The following is an 18,529-nucleotide window of genomic DNA, read 5'->3' on the forward strand; positions in this document are numbered from 1 at the left end:
CGGATAAATGCTTTTTCAACGGGAAACGCCCCCAACAAGGAGATGCCTTAATATGAAGCGTCGTGATTTTCTGAAGGTTTCGGCCGCCGGTGCCGCGGCGACGGCTGCGGTGGCCTCGCCGGCGATCGCGCAGTCGATGCCGGAAATCAAGTGGCGGTTGACCTCGAGCTTCCCGAAGTCGCTCGACACGATCTATGGCGGCGCCGAGTACCTGGCGAAGCAGGTCGCCGAGATGACCGACAACAAGTTCCAGATCCAGGTCTTCCAGGCCGGTGAGCTGGTTCCGGGTCTGCAGGCGCTCGACGCGACTTCCAAGAACACCGTCGAGATGTGCCATACGGTGTCGTATTATTACGTCGGCAAGGACCCGACCTTCGCGATCTTCGCGTCGGTGCCGTTCGGCCTCAACGCCCGGCAGCAGAACTCCTGGCTGTATCAGGGCGGCGGCAACGAGCTCGCCAACGAGTTCTTCAAGAAGTCGGCCAACGTGATCGGCTTCCCCTGCGGCAATACCGGCACCCAGATGGGCGGCTGGTTCCGCAAGGAGATCAAGACCGTCGCCGACCTCTCGGGCCTGAAGTTCCGCATCGGCGGCATCGCCGGCCAGGTGCTGCAGAAGCTCGGCGTCGTGCCGCAGCAGCTCGCGGGTGGCGACATCTACCCGTCACTGGAGAAGGGCACGATCGACGCGGCCGAGTGGGTCGGTCCGTATGACGACGAGAAGCTCGGCTTCCAGAAGGTTGCCAAGTACTACTACTATCCGGGCTTCTGGGAAGGCGGTCCGACCGTCCACGCCTTCGCCAACCTCGACAAGTACAACGAGCTGCCGAAGCACTATCAGTCGATCCTCGCCAACGCGACGGTCAACGCCAATACCTGGATGGCCGCGCGCTACGACCAGGTGAACCCGGCGGCGCTGAAGCGCCTGGTCGCCGGGGGCACGCAGCTGCGTCCGTTCACCAACGAGGTGCTCGAAGCCTGTCTCAAGGCGACCAACGAGCTGTGGGGCGAGATCTCGGCCAAGAACGCCGACTTCAAGAAGGTCATCGACGCGATGCAGGCCTACCGCTCGGACGAGTATCTGTGGTGGCAGGTCGCCGAGTACACCTATGACAGCTTCATGATCCGCTCGCGTACCCGCGGCTGATCGTAGCTTCAATCGGCGGATCGACTTGGGCCCGGCCTCGTGAGAGGCCGGGCTTTTGCGTTGCGGCAACTTTTCGCAATGGCACTCCGACGCACTTTGATCCACACTGGAACTGAAGCCTCACAAAGAAGGCTGCTCAGGAAACGAACACAATGACCCCCAGGAGGGAAGAACTATGAAGCGGAGAGACTTCATCAAGGTGACTGGGCTTGGCGCCGCTGGCGCGGCCGCGATCGCGGCGCCGGCCATCGCACAATCGATGCCGGAGCTGAAATGGCGCATGCCGACGAGCTGGCCGAAATCGCTCGACACCTTGTATGGCGGCGCCGAGATCATGGCCAAGGTGGTCGGCGAGGCCACCGACAACAAATTCCAGATCCAGCCGTTCGCGGCCGGCGAAATCGTCCCCGGCCTGCAGGTTCTCGACGCCGTGCAGAACGGCACCGTCGAAATCGGCCACACCGCGTCGTACTACTACTTCGGCAAGGACCCGACGTTCACCTTCGGCTCGTCGGTCCCGTTCGGGCCGAACATGCGCCTCAACCAGGCCTGGTACATGCTCGGCGGAGGACGCGAGATCCTCAACGAGTTCTACACGAAGTACAATGTCGTCTCGCTGCTTGCCGGCAACACCGGTTGTCAGATGGGCGGCTGGTTCCGCAAGGAGCTCACCGGCGTCAACGATCTCAAGGGGCTGAAATTCCGCATCGGTGGCTTTGCCGGCCGCGTGTTGCAGAAGCTCGGCGCGGTGCCGCAGCAGATCGCCGGCGGCGACATCTATCCGGCGCTGGAGAAGGGCACGATCGATGCGGCCGAGTGGGTCGGACCCTACGACGACGAGAAGCTCGGCTTCGTCAAGGTCGCGCCCCACTACTACTATCCGGGCTGGTGGGAGGGCGGACCGATACTGCTCTCCTTCGTCAACCAGGATCGCTGGAATGCGCTGCCCAAGAACTATCAGAAGATCCTCGAGCACGCCGGCCATTATGCCAACAATTGGATGATGGCGAAGTACGACCAGAGCAATCCGGCGGCGCTGCGCCGGCTGCTCGCCGCCGGTGCCAAGCTGCATGCGTTTTCACCGGAGATCATGCAGGCATGCCTGAAGGCCGCGCGGGAACTGCACAACGAGGTCGCGGCCACCAACCCCGACTTCAAGAAGACCTATGAGTCGCTGTCGGCCTTTGCCGGCAATGGCTACTCCTGGTTCCAGGTCGCCGAGATCGGCTACGACGCCTTCATGGCGCGCAACTCGCAGAGCTGAGGCCGGCGCCGTATCGCTCCAGGAGCCAGACAAAACAAAACCCCGGCGCAGCGCGCCGGGGTTTTTCATTGTCGCGACGATGGAGCATCTGCGCCATCAGAATTTCGGCGGGCCGAAGTCGAGCGGTGGCGCATCGATCTGCGGAATCTCGATCTTGATCGAGTTCGGATCGACGGTCGAGGCGGCGCCCTTGTAGTGCATGACCATCGACGGGAACAGGATCACCAGGAGCACCATGATCATCTGGATCACCACGAACGGCACCGCGCCCCAGTAGATCTGTCCCGTCGTCACCGGCTCCATCCGCTTGCCGGTGACGCGGTCGAGATAGGACTCCTTCGGCGCCACCGAGCGTAGATAGAACAGCGCGAAGCCGAACGGCGGATGCATGAACGAGGTCTGCATGTTGACGCCGAGGATGACGCCGAACCAGATCAGGTCGATGCCGAGCTTTTCGGCCGCGGGCCCCAGCAGCGGGATGATGATGAAGGCGAGCTCGAAGAAGTCGAGGAAGAACGCCAGCACGAACACGAAGACGTTGACGAAGATCAGGAAGCCGACCTGACCGCCGGGTAGGGAGGTCAAGAGGTGCTCGACCCAGACGTGGCCGTTGACGCCGTAGAAGGTCAGCGAGAACACGCGCGCGCCGACCAGGATGAAGACCACGAAGGCCGACAGTTTTGCGGTGGACTCGACGGCCTGGCGGACCAGGTCGAAGCTGAGCCGCCGCTTGATCGCGCCGAGGATGATCGCGCCGGCAGCGCCCATCGCGCCGCCCTCGGTCGGGGTCGCGAGGCCGATGAAGATCGTGCCGAGCACCAGGAAGATCAGGAACAGCGGCGGCACCATCACGAAGGTGGTCTGCTGCGCCATGCGGGACAGGAAGCGGTATCCGGTGGTGCGCTCCAGCACCCAGTTCACGACCGCGACGGCGAAGGCGAACACGATGCCGTAGAACATGCTCAGCACGACGAAGTCGGCGCCGTGATATTCCGAGCCGCGCATCATGAACCAGCCGAACACGCAGCTCGCCAGAAACAGCACGCCCAGCGATTTCAGGCCGCGGTCGCCCGAGTCCTCGCGAAAGCCGATCGCATCGGCCGGCAGGCCGGGCGCCGATTTCGGAAAGATCATGCTGGTCAGGAAGGCGTAGCCGGCATAGATCGCGGACAGCACGAGGCCGGGGATGAAGGCGCCCTCGTACATGTCGCCGACGGACTTGCCGAGCTGGTCGGCCATGACGATCAGGACGAGCGACGGCGGGATGATCTGCGCGAGCGTGCCGGAGGCGGCGATGATGCCCGAGGCAAGCCGGCGGTCGTAGCCGTAGCGCAGCATGATCGGCAGCGAGATCAAGCCCATCGAGATCACGGACGCGGCGACCACGCCGGTGGTGGCCGCGAGCAGCGCGCCGACGAACACGACCGCATAAGCAAGGCCGCCACGGATGGTGCCGAACAATTGCCCGATGGTGTCCAACAGGTCCTCGGCCATGCCGGATCTTTCCAGCACCAGGCCCATGAAGGTGAAGAACGGAATCGCCAGCAGCGTGTCGTTGTTCATCACGCCGTAGACGCGTTCCGGTAGCGCCTGCAGGAAGTCCGGCCGGAATTCGCCGAGCTCGATACCGACGAGGGCGTAGAACAGGCCGACGGCGCCGAGCGAGAAGGCTGCCGGATAGCCGAGCAGCAGCATCACGACCAGCGAGCCGAACATGATCGGCGCCATGTTGGCGATCAGAAAAGCTGTCATTGAAGTATCCCCCAGCCCGCCGCTTACTTCTTTTCGATCGCTTCGACGAGGTGCTCGACCTCGGCCTCGATCCCGTGGGATTTCGCAGCGTGGGGATCAGGGATGAGCCCGCGCATCACGGCGATGCGCTTGATCAGCTCGGAGATGGCCTGCGCCAGCAGGAACACGAAGCCGATCATGATGAGCGATTTCGCCGGCCATTGCGGCAGGCCGCCGGCATTGCTGGACTGTTCGTTGATTTCGAACGAGCGCAGGAAGAACGGCACGCTGGTGATGATCATCACGACGCAGAGCGGGATCAGGAAGAGCACGTGGCCGACGACGTCGATGGTGTCACGCAGCCATTTGGGCATCATGGCGTTGACGATGTCGATGCGGATGTGCTCGTTGTCGAGCAGCGTCCACGGCGAGCACAGCAGGAAGACCGCTGAGAACAGCACCCACTGTAGCTCGAGCCAGGAGTTCGACGAGGTGTCGAGCGTCTTGCGGACGATGGCGTTGATCGTGGAAATGATGACGGCGAGCAGGATCAGCCACGCCAGCCGCTTGCCGGTCCAGGTCGTGAACGCATCGATCCCACGGCTCAATTTCAGCAACGCTTGCAACGCAATCCTCCCCCAAATGTCTTGCGACGTCCCATGGCCCGTTCTGGCTGCGCAGCACATGGCGCAACGGCCTATCCGGCCCGGCAGGCTCAAAAAACGAGGGCACCATTTCAGCGCCTCGTGTTGCCGTCAATCGGAAAAATGGGCAAAAAGGGGCGTTGCCGCAACATGTTGCGGGAGTGGCGACGCCGCGCCACAGCTGTCGCAGGTCGCCGGGGCCGGGCGATCGCTGGCCGGCGAATGAGGGTCAACGGGCCGAGCGTGAGGGCGGGGGAGTCCTGGGTGCGGCCGACGAACCACGTCCGGTGCGCAGCGGTCTTACAGCACCACCACGCCGGAATGCTTGGCCTTGTTTTCGGGCTCGACGTGGATGGTGATCCAGCTGTGCTCGTCGTCCTCGCGCAAGGCCGCCTCGATCCGGTCGCAGATCTCGTGCGCCTGGTTGACCGACATCTCTCCGGGCACCACGAGGTGGAACTCGATGAAGGTCAGCTTGCCGGCATGACGGGTCCGGACATCATGCGCCTCCAGCGCGCCATCGGCATGGGCGCTGATGATCTGGCGGATGCGCGCAAGCGTGGTGTCGGAGACCGCCTCATCCATCAGCCCGCTGGTGGATTCCTTCAGCACCTGCCATCCCGACCACAGGATGTTCACCGCGACCAGCACCGCCAGCGCCGGATCGAGGATCGGCAACTGCAACATCACCGCGAGGCCGAGGCCGACCACGACGCCGCCCGAGGACACGACGTCCGTCAGCAGGTGCCGGCCGTCCGCCACCAGCGCCGGCGATCGCAGCCGCTTGCCGCGCGTGATCAACAGCCAGCACCAGACCGCATTGATCGCGCTCGCCAGCGCGTTCACCGCGAGGCCTTCCGCAGGCGCCGAAAACGCGCGCGCATTGAAGAAATTCCCGTAGGCCTCATGGATGATGAGCAGCGCCGCCACGACGATCATGACGCCCTCGATCACCGCGCTGAAGTACTCGACCTTGTGGTGGCCGAACGGATGGTTGGCATCCGCGGGCTTGGCGGCGATGCGCACCGCGCCGAGCGCGACCACGGCGGTGACGACGTTGACGATGCTCTCGACGGCATCGGAGTAGAGCGCGACCGAGCCGGTGATCCAATAGGCAAGATATTTCAGGCCGAGCACGATCGTTCCGACCACGAGGCTGCCGATGGCGAGCTTGAGCGATTGCGAGGCCATGATGTCCTGATCCGATCCCGCGCTGGGGTACTCAACGCTGCGGCGGAACGCAACCAGGGTGGAAGCGGTTCGGTGTCGGGAAGGAGCTGATGCCCCCGGTTTTTATGGCCGTCGAGACCGCCTATAGCGGCGGTGTCGCTCCGATGGAGAAGTGATCTGTGGAAAACAGAAAGGTCGCGCCCGCGGACATGGGCGCGACCTTGTCGGCAAACGCCAACAGGAATGACGCCGCCGACTACTTCTCTTTGATGACCGTGGTGGTGCTGGTGGAGCTGCCGACCGTGCCCTCGTCCTCGCAGACCTTGGTCTGGCGGATGCGGTCCTCGGCTTCCACGCGGCTGGTGAACGCCATCGGTCCGATCTGCGTGACGACCTCGCGGTCGGCGGGGCGTGTGGTGGTGATGGTGCAGCGATGGCTCGGTCCCTGCACGATGTAGTATTCGTCAGCAAGCGCCGGAGCGACCGATCCGATGATCACTGCGCCGGCAAGAAGAAGGGGTGCTTTCATCGTCGCCTCTCTTTTCCAAGAACAGCCAAAAGGGGAGCGAGGGGGCGATGAGGAGATCTTGTCCTCATCGTTCGACGCTCTCCGCGTTTGCAACTCGGTCGACTGGTCGGGGTTCCGGCACGCCAGACGCAGCCTGTGTTGATGCGATGCAGTGTCGGCAACGATGGACGCGAGATTTCGTCAGGGCGCAGCGACGCCAGCGCAGGCCCGCGGTGGCTCGCTGGTCGATGTCGGCTGCGACGCGGACGATCGCGCAAAGTCTCCGCGGCGGGATCCCTGACATGCCGGTGGCGAAGCTGAGCGAACGGTCTGTGCTCGGCCGATCCGCACATCGTTTCCCAAAACGCGGGCACGCGACGCGAAGATATTTGCAGACCGGCTCGGCTTGAGCGGTGACGTTCTTCCGGGCTTCACATTCTGATGCGACCTTATGTTGTGGGGCGGCCCACATGCGCCGTCGGCTCAGACGGGGAAGCGGGGACTCGGACATGCTTGGGTTGCGTCTTTTCGGCTTGATCCTGGGAGGCCTGACCGCGATCGCGGAGATCGCGACGCCGTGTGCGGCAACACCGTGCAGCAACCTGCAGACGCTCGCGCTCGAGCATACCACCATCACGCTGGCGACCGACATCACGAGCGGCGTCTTCACCGTTCCCGGGAGCAATCCGGCGCAAGACATCACGGGCCTGCCGGCGTTCTGCCGCGTCGCCGCGACGATCGCGCCGACCGTGGATTCGGCGATCAAGATCGAGGTCTGGCTGCCGGCGTCGACGTGGAGCGGGCGGTTTCTCGGCCTCGGCAGTGGCGGATTCGGCGGCTACTACGACTATGGCGGCCTCGCGTTCCGCCTCAAGGCCGGTTACGCTGTTGCCTACACCGGTCTGGGAACCGGGACCTCCGGATGCACCGTTCACTACTGCGGATCGGACGGCAACAAGGGCAACGCGCTCGCGATCGCTCTCGGCGACAAGGCGACCCCGAGCCTGGGGCTCTACGGGCATCCCGAGCGGATCACGGATTTCGGCCATCGCGCGGTCCACCTGATGACGCTGCGGGCCAAGGAGATCGTACAAGCATACTATCAGCAGAGCGCGACCAGGGCCTATTTCTTCGGCTGCTCCACCGGAGGCCACAGCGGACTGATGGAGGCGCAACGCTATCCCGAGGACTATGACGGCATCCTGGTCGGCGCGCCGGCCTACAATCGCACACACCTGTATGCGACGACGCCGCTCGGATGGCGCAACACGCATGCGACGCCGGGGCGGCAGATGCAAGCCGGTCAGATGTCGCTGATCAACAAGGCCGTCCTGGCGCAATGCGCTGGGCGGGATGGCGGAGTCGCAACGGACCAGTTCCTGAACAATCCGCGGCGCTGCCGGTTCGATCCTAAAGTCCTGCAATGCACCGGCGGCGACGTGCCACCGGCATGCCTGACCGAGGAACAGGTCACGACGATGCAGAACTATTATGCCGGCACGGTCGACCCGGTGACCGGTGAAAGGATCGTCCCGGGCTTTGCGCCCGGCAGCGAGACCGAGGACCTGTCAGCGAAGGGGATCATGCTCAAGCAGCAGCTTCCCGAGCCGCTGTTCGATGGCCCCCTTTATTGGGTCTATGGTCCGACCTTCGGGCAGCCCGGCAGTGCCGTGAACTACACGAACTTCGACATCCATCGCGACCTGCCGGCTGTGGAGGCCATGCTGGCCGAGCCGCTGAACGCCACCAGCCCGGATCTCACGGCCTTCCGGGAACGCGGCGGCCGGCTCATCATGTATCAGGGGTGGGCCGATGAGCTTGTGATGCCGCAGAACACGATCGACTACTTCAACTCGCTTGTGAAATTCGACAGCCCGTCCTTCGCGACGCGGCGAGGAGACGAAGCGCAGGTCGGTGCTGACGTCGCGGAAGATCGGTTCGGCGGCGATCACGTGCGAGCCGGGCTGCAGCGAACCCTGAGCTACGCCCGCCTGTACATGGTGCCGGGCATGTATCACTGCGGCGGCGGACCTGGCCCCAACGCGTTCGTCTTCCTTCCGGCGCTCCAAGACTGGGTCGAGAACGGCACGCCGCCGGGGTCCGTCGTCGCGACCAAGTACGTCAACGACACGGCGCCCGATGTGCAGATGACGCGGCCGCTCTGTGTGTTCCCGAAGATCGCGCGATACAACGGCCGCGGCAGCACCGACGACGCGGCGAGCTTCTCTTGCGTCGAGGGTGGGCACCGTCATGACCACGGTCCGCACGACGAGCAGTGAGGCAGGTGTTTGAACACAGCGAAGCGGCTCGCCGACAATCGATGATGACCTCGTCCCTGCATCAGAGAACCGCGATCGACGTCGCGATGTCGATACGCCGGTCCACACCGTCGGCGATGGTGATTCACAGCAGCCTGACGCTCACCTTCGCCTTGCCGGTGTTGTTCGGATAGAATGCATCGTACATCCAGGGTAACCCGATCACCGCGTCGTTGACATAGAGGAACAGCTCGCCGCCGCGGTCGGCCTTGAACCTCGCCTTGTAGGCTTGAGGTGTCGTGTTGGGCGCGGGAACGGGGTCGAGGAAATATTCGTCGACGCCGGTCTCGCCGACCCTGGCGATCAGCCGATACCACGGCCGGAACAGAACGCGGCGCAGCAGGATGCCTGCGTAGAACTTCAAGCGGGCGTAGCCCTGGACCGTCGAGGTGCGATAGCCGGCGGGCGTGACCGGCCGCCCGGCGTCCTCCCACGGATCGGTCATTGTGACGATGATCTCGTAGGAGAAGCCGGGACGGACGCTCAAGCCGGTGGGCGCGCAGACCGCGTCGGTCGAGAAATCCCGGGCATCCTGCGGAATGCCCTTGTCGACCGCGACGAGCTCGCGCGCGGGCGTACCATGGCAGAAGGCGCCCATCGAGTCCGCGGCGTTGAACAGGAAATGGCTGATCAGCGTGGCCGCAAGCCACACGGTGCCGACAGCGAGGAAGAACGGGCCGACATGCCGCTTGCCGTTCCTGATGACGAACTGATAGGCGCGATTGGTCCGGAGCGCGTAGATGGTCCGATGCACCAGGCCGGACGGTATCGGGGGCGATGCGCGTTCGCGCCAGATCACGCGCATCCGGTCGCCGATGCGGTCGCTGAGGAACGTCCCGAGCGCAGTCAGTACGACCAGGATGATGATCCCGCCGGCGAACCATTCGGGGTTGGCGGCGTACCAGTCCGTCCACCAGTGCAGCGAGTTCGGCAGGAACGATTCGACCAGCCGGACGGCTTCGGAGACCATCCTGATGCGGGAGGCGTATTCGTGCGTGCGATCGAGGTCGTGGAACAGCCAGAACGCCGCGAGGTGGAGCGAGGCCGCCAGCGTCGCGAAATAAGCGAGGCGTCTGAACCACACCAGATTCCACAGCTTTTCCTGGGCCGCGAACCGGGCCGCCGCGCCGGCCGGCGTTTCGAACGTGGTCGGCCCGAGCGGCGTCAGCGTGCCGTCGTAGCGGACGATCAGGTAGTTGTCGGGCAGCCCGATGGGCGCGTAGGCGTTGCAGCCGCTGTCGATGCGGTCGAAGACGCTTTCGTGAATCTTCGGCATCGGCACCTGCACGCCCGCGGCTGGGTCGTTGCAGAGGTCCGACACCTTGCGCGGGCCGTAGCGATAGTAGGAGCCGAGCCCGGAGCGCGAGTTGTACAGGCGTCCGTCCTTGTCCTGGGACGTGACGATCGACCTGATCGCATCCGGATCGGCCTCGGGCGCGGTCTTGAAGATCAGGCCGCGCTTGATGGCCTCGCCGACCAGCCAGGTCAGCGGGACGTAGGAGACGGAATCGTCCGGATAGCCGCCGCCGACATTGCCGTGCATGCCGACGAACCAGACCTGAACCAGCCGTTCGTCATCGATCGTCCTGGCATCCTGCGGCTTGGTCTCGCCGGCCTCGGTCCAGAGCACCGGATGGAATGTCGTTCTCTCGTCGTCGAGCGCGAGCGCGTGGCGCGCGCATGTCACCCGCGGGTTGAGCACGCGATTGGGCAGCTCGAGCGGCCACACCCAGTTGGAGATGCCTCGCGTCATCTCGTCGATCGGCAGTCCATAGGCGGCGACGGTGTCCCACAGCCCGATGAACTCGATCGCCGGGAGGCGTTTTCGCTCGAGGAGGTCGAGATATTTGCGGCCCATGATGCGGTCGATCACCGGCACCAGCACATGATCGCGAAGCCAGCGGAACGGCACCTCGATCCGCCAGATCGAATGGTAGCCCTTGGCGCGATAGGCGCGATAGGCCTTCACGGCGCCATCGTGCAGCTCGGCCTCGGTGCCGGCAACGATCAGGCCCTGGTCGAGCATCAGCGCGGCCAGCACCCGCACGGTGAAGGCGCCGCGGCTGAAGCCGAACAGATAGATCTTCGAGCCATGCTCGTGGTCGTAGTTGCGACAGACGAACTTGTAGGCGTCGAGGATGTTGCGCTTGAGACCGAAGCCGAACGCGCCGCCGAGCAGGGCGAGAGGGACGAACGACGATGTGCCGACGCCGTCGTCGTACTTGGCCGCCTGGGCATTGCTCTGCAGGTCGAGCGCCTGGAACATGCGCCAGACGTTGGTCCGCCACACGCTCGACGCGGCGTTGCCGGTCCCGTCGGACAGGATGATGATCTTGGGACTCGCCATGCAAAGGACCCCGCTCGACATTCCCCCGGTCGAGAGCCGGGAGCGTAATACGGACGATCGGGAAAGCAACCTGAGATGGTGTGAGGCTTTCGGCGGCGTGGCCGGAGGATGCGGGACGCCGCTGCAGCGACGCGGCGACCCGAGGACGAAAATGCACTGCGCTGCCACCGAAATGCCGACATCACCGAAATGCGGTTGCCGTCGCCGTTCATCGCCCTTCAGGCGGGGTTGATGTGCTCGACGAGATGTGCGCGCGAGGGCGCTCGGTCGAAGGGATCGCTGAAATATTGCGTCTCATGCACCACTTTGCCGTCGCGGAATTCCATGATGCTCACCACGTAGGAGGGCACGCCGTCATAGGTCAGGACCAGTTCAGTGACCCAGAGATCGCCGCCGCCGATGATCCGCTGCACTGTGAAGCGCTTGTGGTTGGGCTGGACGAAGCGGCTTTCCTGAATGTTGCGCCGGCTGCGGATACGCTCGCCCGATTGCGGATAATCGAGCACGGCATCGTCGCGATAGATGGCGTGCTCGGCGTCGAAATCGTTGGCGTCCGATGCATCCCAATGGTGCTGCAGGGCAGCGCGCGTGGCGCGGTCGTCCATGGCAATCTCCCATTCAGGCACGCGCTCTCGTTGCAGAGCGTCCGTCGACACGCCAGAGAACGGCGCATCCTCGCGGCGTTCGCGCGTTGATGCGGGCATCCGCCGGCTTCGCAGCCGTGATGCATCATAGGACGATGGCTGGCGCCTCACCACTCCGATGCGAACGGCGGGAGATGCGAAGGAACGAGCTCTCCGCCTGAGTGGCTCCCCGCAACAACGCTGCCGCCGTCACGCCGGCCGCGTCGCGATCCAGATCACGTGGCGGGCGCCGCCGCCGCGGCCGGTGGCGCGGATGTTGATCTCCTCGGCGGCAAAGCCTGCTTTGCGCAGCCGCGGCGTAAAGCGCTCGTCCGGGTGTGACGACCACACCGCCAGCACGCCGCCGCGGCGCAGGGCGGTGAAGGCGGTGCGCAAGCCCGAGGAATCATACAGCGCGTCGTTGGATTGCCGCGTCAGTCCCTGCGGGCCGTTGTCGACGTCGAGCAGGATCGCGTCATAGGTGCCGCGCGCGGCGGCGATCAGCTTCACGACGTCGCCCTCGTGGATGTCGACGCGTGGATCGGCGAGGCTTGCGCCGGACAACTCGGCCATCGGGCCGCGGGCCCAGGCGATCACCGCGGGCACCAGCTCGGCGACGGTGACGCGGGCCTGCGGACCCAGCACCTTCAGCGCGGCGCGCAAGGTGAAGCCCATGCCGAGGCCGCCGATCAGCAGCCGCGGAGCGGGCGCGGCCTTGATGCGGGCGCAGCTCAGGGTCGCCAGCGCCTCTTCGGATCCGTGCAGCCGGCTGTTCATCAGCTCGTTCGCGCCGAGCTTGATCGAGAACTCCTTGCCGCGCTGCATCAGCCGCAGCGGCTCGCCGCCGCCGGGGACGTCCGCGGTGTCGATCAGCTTCCAGGGAATCACGGGCGTCTCGCGTCAGTTGGATTACGCTATGTCAGGCGGCAGAGTCGCCGCGCTGGGCCGCTGCTTACCACATTGCCTGCATCCAGCACCAAGGGCGACGCCACTGTTGCGACGGCCTGCATGGCGCCGTCGCGCATCATTGCGGTGGCGACACCAGCATCCAGACGCCCGCGGCACTGAAGGCGATCCCGGCCGCGCGCGCGACCCATCGTCCGAACGGAGCGACTTTCTCAAACAGCACGAGCAGGGTCAGGAGGGCGATCCACGTCACGTTCATGACGCCACCGACGAATAGCAGCGCCATCAGAGCCCAGCAGCAGCCGACGCAATAGCCGCCGTGCCGGAGGCCCAATAGCAGGCACCCGCGCAGGTCGCCGCGAAAGCCGCCGTGGCGCATCAGGAACAGGAGCGGCGACTGGCATTGGACGAGGCAGGCGCCCTTCAGCGGTGTCCACTGATAGACGCCCGCGGCGATCAGCACGGTGGCGCCGAGCACGTGGCTGTCGATCGCCATCCGCGAATCCAGCAGGGCCGTCCGCTCCACACCCCATTGCAGCACGGTCGCCAGCAGCGAAAAGCCGCTCCAGGCGAGCAGATAGCCGGCCGCAAACCAGCCGGTCGCAGCGAACGGCTGGCCCTGCGCGCGGCCCTGTCGACCGACACGGGCGTACATCAGGATCATCGGCGCGGCCGACGGCGCCATCATCCCGACCATCATCACCACCCACATCAGGAACACATAGGCAAACTCGATCGCGCGCCACGACTCGCTGGCCGGCAACATGATGCCGATGCCGGCCGGGATCATGCGGAAGCCGGTCATGTCCATGCCGCCCATGTCCATGTCGTTGGCGAGCCAGACAACATAGGCCCATGACAGGGCGACCATGATTGCGATCGCGCCGCCGACGATCCAGCGATCGCGCCGCAGCACGGCTTCGAGGGCGCTGCCAGTCATCTGCAAGGCGGGTTGCCGGCCTTGCGTCACGTCGATCTAGGCCTGGTTGGACCAGCTGATCGACGCGTACAGGCCGTTCTTGCCGGAATTGTCCCAGCGCATGCCGTGATCATTGTAGGTGTTGCCCGCTGCGCCGACGGCGAGCGCCATCCTGTCCGGGCTGACGGGATGGCCGATGTTCACCCACATCTCGCCGCTCGGATGCATGGTCGGCAGCGGTTCGACGGACATGTGCAGGATGTCGGCGATCTCGGCGGATCGCGTCTTGCCGTCGATCCGGAAGGTGATGGCGGCTTTGCGCACGCCGAGATTGGTGCTGATCAGCGGCGTGAACGCAGCCATCGGGCCGCCGGCGGCGCCGGTGAAGATCGCGGCCATCGCCTCGGTCTGCGGATCGTCGGCGCGCTGATCGACGTATGCGGCGATCGACCAGTCTCCCTCCGCCATCACGCCGGGCGCATGGAGCATCACCGCCGCGTTGAGGCCGTCGAGCGCGACATCGCCATAGCGGCCGGTGTCGATGTGGAACAGCAGCGGCACGTTGCAGAACCCCTCGGACGGCTGCGCGGTCAGGGGAGGCGCGGCCGACATCAGGCACGGACACAGCAGGCTGCAGCTGCAATTCTCGAAATAGTCACCGGACAGGTGCCAAGCGACTGGGTCTGCCATCGCCGCCTCCCGCTAGGTCTCACCGACAACGTGCTCTGGAACGCACGATCTCAGGTTGAAAGCTACGCCGCGTCGGGACGTGCCGCAAGCCGGTCGTTTGTTCCTCTCCACGTCAGGGGGGGCCGGCCCACTGACTGGCTCCGGCCGCGATCGGTCGCAGGCCGCGGTGGTCGAGGACTCCGGTCAGCCGCCCGTCACGCTCATGTGCCGGCTGACGCTCGGGCGGTTGTGGCGGCGGTCGATGATGAAGTCGTGGCCCTTCGGCTTCAGGCCGATGGCGCGGTCGATCGCGTCGCTCAACTGCTCGTCGCTGGCCGAGGCGCGCAGCGGCTTGCGCAGGTCGGAGGCGTCCTCGTGGCCGAGGCAGGTGTGCAATGTGCCGGTGCAGGTGACGCGGACGCGGTTGCAGCTCTCGCAGAAATTATGCGTCATCGGCGTGATGAAGCCGATCGTGCCGCCGGTCTCGGCGACGCGGACGTAGCGGGCGGGACCGCCGGTGGTCTCGTCGAGATCGGTCATGGTGTAGGTCTGGGCAAGGCGCCCGCGCAGCAGCGACAGCGGCAGATACTGGTCGATGCGGCCTTCGCCGATCTCGCCCATCGGCATCACCTCGATCAAGGTCAGCGCCATGCCCTTGCCGTGCGCCCAGTCGATCAGCGCGGGGATCTCGTCCTCGTTCATGTTCTTCAGCGCGACCGCGTTGATCTTCACGGCGAGACCCGCAGCGCGCGCCGCCTCGATGCCGGCCAGCACGCGGTCGAGGTCGCCCCAGCGGGTGATGGCGCGGAATTTGTCCGGGTCCAGCGTGTCGAGCGAGACGTTGATGCGGCGGACGCCGCAATCGGCGAGCTCCGCGGCGTATTTGGCGAGCTGCGTCGCATTGGTCGTCATCGTCAGCTCGCCGAGCGCGCCGCTCTTCAGGTGCCGCGACAGCGAGCGGACCAGGCCCATCACGTTGCGCCGGACCAGCGGCTCGCCGCCGGTGAGCCTGAGCTTCTTGACGCCCTTGTGGATGAACGCCGAGCACAGCCGGTCGAGCTCTTCGAGCGTCAGCAGGTCGGCCTTCGGCAGGAAGGTCATGTCCTCGGACATGCAGTAGAAGCAGCGCAGGTCGCAGCGGTCGGTCACCGAGACGCGCAGATAGCTGATGCGGCGGCCGAACGGGTCGGTCATCGGGCGCGTCAGGGCGGTGTCACTCAACGTCTCTGCGGTCATGGAAAGCCTTGATGGAAAGCCTTGATGGAAAGCCTTGATGCAAGCCTTGGCTGGTGGCGGCCCAGGTGGCGGCGATGCCACGCGGCGGCCGCGCAAGCGCGGCCGGATGTCGGTCTCACGACAATCTAATCATGATCGCCGCGCCTCACAATCATCGACGTTGAAACGTCGATGCTGCAATGCAGCTTCGCCTTGGCAAGGGGACGCGCGGGACGATGGCCCGTTATTGCCGTCCCGGCGCGGGGGCGGGGAAGGCGGACCCGGTGGTCGCCGGTGCTTCCGGCGCAGCGGCGGATTTCGGCGGCTTCGGCTTCTTTGGCCGCATGTGCTTGACGGCCTTGGGCGGCGCACCCGGCATCGGCTGCAGCTCGGCCACGACCGGGCTCGGATCCATCACCACCGGCGGCGAGGTGTTGAAATCGCCGGAGTTGCGGAGCACCTGCACCGGGATGGTCGCGGGCTGGTACTTGTCCATCGTGAAGGTGACGCTGAAGCCCGCATCGGGCGCCGGCACCGAGACGGTGCAGGGCGTCTTGCAGCCCGGTCCGAGCGAGGTCTTGGCGTCGGCGCCCGGCGGCACGGAGTCGAGCTGCACGGGTACCTCGGGCGCGGCCATCTTGAAGCTGTCCATGGAGAAGGACGAGCAACCGGCCAAGCCGGCTCCCGCAACCGCAATTGCGATGACACGCCGCATCATGATGTCCGCCCCACAACCCTGCGGCCATCGGCCGCAATCCCAGGGCGACCATAGGAGCGTCAGAACAGCGGCGCAACTGCGGTCAACCCTATTCTCAACAGAACGTTAACGCACCCCAAGGTGCGGATTCAGGTCGATCGGGCAGGGAGTTAGGGCGCGATGCGGCAGTCGAATCGCAAGCTGGCTAGGCGATCCTGAGCGAGGGGCTGAGGGCCGTGACGGCTGCCGGCAGCTCGCGCATGTGGTCAATCAGGTGGTCCGGATTGAGCTCCGCGATCGGTACGTCGGTATAGCCGAAGGTGCAGCCGATCACCGGCACGCCGGCGCGGCGGGCGGCGCCGACGTCGGTGCCGGCATCGCCGACCATGATCGCGGCCCCGACCTCGCCGCCGGCCTGCGCGATGGTCTGGCGCAGGATCGTCGGATCCGGCTTGGCAACGCCGAACGTGTCGGCGCCGCAGATCGCGGCGAAGCGGGAGGACAGGCCGAGCTGGTCGAGCAGCCGCCTGGACAGCCATTCCAGTTTGTTGGTGCACACCGCGAACTGGCAGCCGCGGCCGGCGAGCTCGTCGAGCGCCGCCTCCAGCCCCTCGAAGGGGCGCGATTCGATGGCGATGTTCTCGGCGTAGAAATCGATGAAATCGACCGTGAGCCGCTCCATGTCGGAGGGACTGGCGAAGCGGCCTTCCGCCTCCAGCCCGCGCTCGAGCAGCTTGCGCGCGCCGTGCCCGATCATCTTGCGGGCCGAGGCCAATGGCACCGGCCGCAGCCCTTCGCGCTGCAAGATGTGGTTCAGTGCGTTGATGAGGTCCGGCGCCGTGTCGACCAGGGTGCCGTCGAGATCGAAGACGATAGTGCTGGAGATGGCCATCGGTATCCGCTAGCGGCCGGCTCGCGTCCGTGCAAGAGCCTCGCAATGGCTTTTTGTCCGATTTCGTGGCCGGCGAGAGCTAGGCCCCGCGTCAAAACATCGCTAGATATGCGCCGGCTTTCGGCCCCGGCTTGTGGGGGCCCCGGGTGCGAAGGGCGGGTTCCTTGGTCGACATGGATGCATTGAAGCGGCAGGCGGCGGCGCGTGCGCTGGAGGAGGTCGAGAGCGGCATGAAGCTCGGTCTCGGCACCGGTTCGACCGCCAAGCATTTCGTCGATCTGCTCGGGGAAAAGGTGCGCGCCGGCCTCAAGATCGTGGGCGTGCCGACCTCGGAGGCGACGCGCGCGCAGGCGCAAGCATGCGGCGTGCCGCTGACCACGCTCGACGAGATCGACCGGCTGGACATCACCATCGACGGCGCCGACGAGATCGATCCGGCGCTCGACCTGATCAAGGGCGGCGGCGGCGCACTGCTGCGCGAGAAGATCGTCGCCAGCGCCTCGGATCGCATGATCGTGATCGCCGACGACAGCAAATGGGTCGACCGGCTCGGCCGCTACCCGCTGCCGGTCGAGGTGGTTCCGTTCGGCCTCGCCGCAACCCAGCGCGAGATGCGTGACGCCTTCGCCACGGCCGGCGTGTCCGGGCCGATGAGCCTGCGCAAGTCCGCAGACGGCCACGTTTTCGTCACCGATGGCGGCCACTGGATTATCGACGTCCGCCTTGGGGAGATCGTGGATCCCCCGCGCCTGGCGGACCTTTTGAGCGCAATTCCGGGCGTGGTCGAGCATGGGCTGTTCATCGGCCTCGGCAGCACGGCGATCCTGGCAGGCGCACAGGGAATTCGCGTTATCCAGCGGCCCTGAGCGCGGCACGAGGCTGCGCTCAGGGCGGCAACTCACAGGAGACTTGGAATGAAGAGCGTGTTCAGAATCTTGCCGGCCGCCGGACTCGTGCTGGCCCTGGCCTCGGCAAGCCCGGTTGCGGCGCAGGGCCAGGCACCGGCGCTGAAGCCGGCCTCGCCCGCCTGCATGGCCGGCGCGCGCGAGATTCTGGGGATGAAGAACGCGGCTGCGATGTACGCCAATGCCGTCCCCGGCATCGTGCAGCAGACCAAGCAGGCGCTGCTGCAGTCCAATCTCAACTACCAGAAGGACCTCGACGAGGTCGCCGTGGTGGTCGCGCAGACCTATGCCGGCAAGGAGAAGGAGATCGGCGAGAAGATGGCGCAGATCTACTGCAACGAGTTCTCCGACCAGGAGATCGCCAACCTCGTCGCTTTCTACAAGTCAGCCATCGGCCAGAAGCTGCTTGCGGCGGAGCCGAAGGCGATCCAGATGAGCATGCAGGCGATGAACCTGTGGGCGGCGGAGTTCTCCGACACGGTCACCGCACAGTTCCGCGCCGAGATGCGCAAGCGCAACAAGCCGATCTGAGGCTTGCGGCCGAAAGGCCAAGTCGACGGAGACGGGTCGGGGG

17 protein-coding genes are annotated in these 18,529 nt (G+C 65.5%); 5 read left to right on the forward strand and 12 right to left on the reverse strand.

The window, feature by feature from the left end; translation table 11 throughout:
• The first annotated feature begins 52 nt into the window (after window positions 1-52).
• Window positions 53-1,147 (forward strand): TRAP transporter substrate-binding protein, encoded by a 1,095-nt coding sequence (locus tag ACQR1X_RS14595; RefSeq protein WP_315803060.1) that lies wholly within the window; start codon window positions 53-55, stop codon window positions 1,145-1,147.
• A gap of 175 nt (window positions 1,148-1,322) precedes the next feature.
• Window positions 1,323-2,411, forward strand: coding sequence for a TRAP transporter substrate-binding protein (locus ACQR1X_RS14600; protein ID WP_434899083.1), 1,089 nt, complete (start codon window positions 1,323-1,325; stop codon window positions 2,409-2,411).
• Window positions 2,412-2,507: 96 nt separating this feature from the next.
• Here the strand turns inward: ACQR1X_RS14600 and ACQR1X_RS14605 are convergent, their stop codons facing one another.
• The 4 genes from ACQR1X_RS14605 to ACQR1X_RS14620 all read right to left on the reverse strand — a co-directional run bounded on the left by ACQR1X_RS14605 (window position 2,508) and on the right by ACQR1X_RS14620 (window position 6,485).
• Window positions 2,508-4,163 carry a TRAP transporter large permease gene (locus ACQR1X_RS14605; RefSeq protein ID WP_434838964.1) on the reverse strand — a complete coding sequence of 552 codons (1,656 nt, stop codon included), beginning with the start codon at window positions 4,161-4,163 and terminating at the stop codon, window positions 2,508-2,510.
• 23 nt (window positions 4,164-4,186) lie between these two features.
• Complete coding sequence (locus ACQR1X_RS14610) at window positions 4,187-4,768, reverse strand: TRAP transporter small permease subunit (RefSeq protein WP_315803063.1); 582 nt, start codon at window positions 4,766-4,768, stop codon at window positions 4,187-4,189.
• A 318-nt stretch (window positions 4,769-5,086) separates the two neighbouring features.
• Window positions 5,087-5,977, reverse strand: a complete 891-nt coding sequence (locus ACQR1X_RS14615) for a cation diffusion facilitator family transporter (RefSeq protein ID WP_315803064.1) — start codon at window positions 5,975-5,977, stop codon at window positions 5,087-5,089.
• Between the two features lie 235 nt (window positions 5,978-6,212).
• Window positions 6,213-6,485 carry a hypothetical protein gene (locus tag ACQR1X_RS14620; protein ID WP_316180645.1) on the reverse strand — a complete coding sequence of 91 codons (273 nt, stop codon included), beginning with the start codon at window positions 6,483-6,485 and terminating at the stop codon, window positions 6,213-6,215.
• 488 nt (window positions 6,486-6,973) lie between these two features.
• Here ACQR1X_RS14620 and ACQR1X_RS14625 point away from each other — a divergent pair, with 488 nt between their 5' ends.
• Window positions 6,974-8,743 carry a tannase/feruloyl esterase family alpha/beta hydrolase gene (locus ACQR1X_RS14625; protein ID WP_434899084.1) on the forward strand — a complete coding sequence of 590 codons (1,770 nt, stop codon included), beginning with the start codon at window positions 6,974-6,976 and terminating at the stop codon, window positions 8,741-8,743.
• A 124-nt stretch (window positions 8,744-8,867) separates the two neighbouring features.
• Here ACQR1X_RS14625 and ACQR1X_RS14630 read toward each other — a convergent pair whose 3' ends face one another.
• The 8 genes from ACQR1X_RS14630 to ACQR1X_RS14665 all read right to left on the reverse strand — a co-directional run bounded on the left by ACQR1X_RS14630 (window position 8,868) and on the right by ACQR1X_RS14665 (window position 17,050).
• Window positions 8,868-11,129: a DUF2235 domain-containing protein gene (locus ACQR1X_RS14630; RefSeq protein ID WP_434899085.1), complete on the reverse strand. Its 2,262-nt coding sequence runs from the start codon at window positions 11,127-11,129 to the stop codon at window positions 8,868-8,870.
• A 218-nt stretch (window positions 11,130-11,347) separates the two neighbouring features.
• Window positions 11,348-11,734, reverse strand: a complete 387-nt coding sequence (locus ACQR1X_RS14635; RefSeq protein ID WP_315803067.1) for a nuclear transport factor 2 family protein — start codon at window positions 11,732-11,734, stop codon at window positions 11,348-11,350.
• A gap of 228 nt (window positions 11,735-11,962) precedes the next feature.
• Window positions 11,963-12,640, reverse strand: a complete 678-nt coding sequence (locus ACQR1X_RS14640; RefSeq protein ID WP_315803068.1) for a spermidine synthase — start codon at window positions 12,638-12,640, stop codon at window positions 11,963-11,965.
• Window positions 12,641-12,776: 136 nt separating this feature from the next.
• Complete coding sequence (locus ACQR1X_RS14645) at window positions 12,777-13,598, reverse strand: DUF2182 domain-containing protein (protein ID WP_315803069.1); 822 nt, start codon at window positions 13,596-13,598, stop codon at window positions 12,777-12,779.
• 36 nt (window positions 13,599-13,634) lie between these two features.
• Window positions 13,635-14,267 carry a DUF1326 domain-containing protein gene (locus ACQR1X_RS14650; protein ID WP_434899086.1) on the reverse strand — a complete coding sequence of 211 codons (633 nt, stop codon included), beginning with the start codon at window positions 14,265-14,267 and terminating at the stop codon, window positions 13,635-13,637.
• 183 nt (window positions 14,268-14,450) lie between these two features.
• Complete coding sequence (moaA, locus tag ACQR1X_RS14655; RefSeq protein WP_316180655.1) at window positions 14,451-15,482, reverse strand: GTP 3',8-cyclase MoaA; 1,032 nt, start codon at window positions 15,480-15,482, stop codon at window positions 14,451-14,453.
• A gap of 223 nt (window positions 15,483-15,705) precedes the next feature.
• Window positions 15,706-16,098: a hypothetical protein gene (locus ACQR1X_RS14660; protein ID WP_316237942.1), complete on the reverse strand. Its 393-nt coding sequence runs from the start codon at window positions 16,096-16,098 to the stop codon at window positions 15,706-15,708.
• A gap of 265 nt (window positions 16,099-16,363) precedes the next feature.
• Window positions 16,364-17,050, reverse strand: a complete 687-nt coding sequence (locus ACQR1X_RS14665; protein WP_316237859.1) for an HAD-IA family hydrolase — start codon at window positions 17,048-17,050, stop codon at window positions 16,364-16,366.
• Window positions 17,051-17,223: 173 nt separating this feature from the next.
• Between ACQR1X_RS14665 and rpiA the strand changes: the two genes are divergently transcribed.
• Both rpiA and ACQR1X_RS14675 read left to right on the forward strand, forming a co-directional pair.
• The gene (gene rpiA / locus ACQR1X_RS14670) at window positions 17,224-17,916 is read left to right on the forward strand and encodes a ribose-5-phosphate isomerase RpiA (RefSeq protein WP_434899183.1); all 693 of its coding nucleotides are present in this window, start codon (window positions 17,224-17,226) and stop codon (window positions 17,914-17,916) included.
• Between the two features lie 48 nt (window positions 17,917-17,964).
• Window positions 17,965-18,486 (forward strand): DUF2059 domain-containing protein, encoded by a 522-nt coding sequence (locus ACQR1X_RS14675; protein WP_316216219.1) that lies wholly within the window; start codon window positions 17,965-17,967, stop codon window positions 18,484-18,486.
• Window positions 18,487-18,529: the final 43 nt, after the last annotated feature.

This window comes from Bradyrhizobium sp. HKCCYLRH3073, assembly GCF_051167995.1.
Classification (GTDB): domain Bacteria; phylum Pseudomonadota; class Alphaproteobacteria; order Rhizobiales; family Xanthobacteraceae; genus Bradyrhizobium.

Coding starts and splice junctions, on each gene's coding strand:
- ACQR1X_RS14595 (WP_315803060.1), top strand. CDS start 53: ATGAAGCGTCGTGATTTTCTGAAGGTTTCGGCCGCCGGTGCCGCGGCG.
- ACQR1X_RS14600 (WP_434899083.1), top strand. CDS start 1,323: ATGAAGCGGAGAGACTTCATCAAGGTGACTGGGCTTGGCGCCGCTGGC.
- ACQR1X_RS14605 (WP_434838964.1), bottom strand. CDS start 4,163: ATGACAGCTTTTCTGATCGCCAACATGGCGCCGATCATGTTCGGCTCG.
- ACQR1X_RS14615 (WP_315803064.1), bottom strand. CDS start 5,977: ATGGCCTCGCAATCGCTCAAGCTCGCCATCGGCAGCCTCGTGGTCGGA.
- ACQR1X_RS14620 (WP_316180645.1), bottom strand. CDS start 6,485: ATGAAAGCACCCCTTCTTCTTGCCGGCGCAGTGATCATCGGATCGGTC.
- ACQR1X_RS14625 (WP_434899084.1), top strand. CDS start 6,974: ATGCTTGGGTTGCGTCTTTTCGGCTTGATCCTGGGAGGCCTGACCGCG.
- ACQR1X_RS14630 (WP_434899085.1), bottom strand. CDS start 11,129: ATGGCGAGTCCCAAGATCATCATCCTGTCCGACGGGACCGGCAACGCC.
- ACQR1X_RS14635 (WP_315803067.1), bottom strand. CDS start 11,734: ATGGACGACCGCGCCACGCGCGCTGCCCTGCAGCACCATTGGGATGCA.
- ACQR1X_RS14645 (WP_315803069.1), bottom strand. CDS start 13,598: ATGACTGGCAGCGCCCTCGAAGCCGTGCTGCGGCGCGATCGCTGGATC.
- ACQR1X_RS14650 (WP_434899086.1), bottom strand. CDS start 14,267: ATGGCAGACCCAGTCGCTTGGCACCTGTCCGGTGACTATTTCGAGAAT.
- moaA (WP_316180655.1), bottom strand. CDS start 15,482: ATGACCGCAGAGACGTTGAGTGACACCGCCCTGACGCGCCCGATGACC.
- ACQR1X_RS14660 (WP_316237942.1), bottom strand. CDS start 16,098: ATGGCCGCGCCCGAGGTACCCGTGCAGCTCGACTCCGTGCCGCCGGGC.
- ACQR1X_RS14665 (WP_316237859.1), bottom strand. CDS start 17,050: ATGGCCATCTCCAGCACTATCGTCTTCGATCTCGACGGCACCCTGGTC.
- rpiA (WP_434899183.1), top strand. CDS start 17,224: ATGGATGCATTGAAGCGGCAGGCGGCGGCGCGTGCGCTGGAGGAGGTC.
- ACQR1X_RS14675 (WP_316216219.1), top strand. CDS start 17,965: ATGAAGAGCGTGTTCAGAATCTTGCCGGCCGCCGGACTCGTGCTGGCC.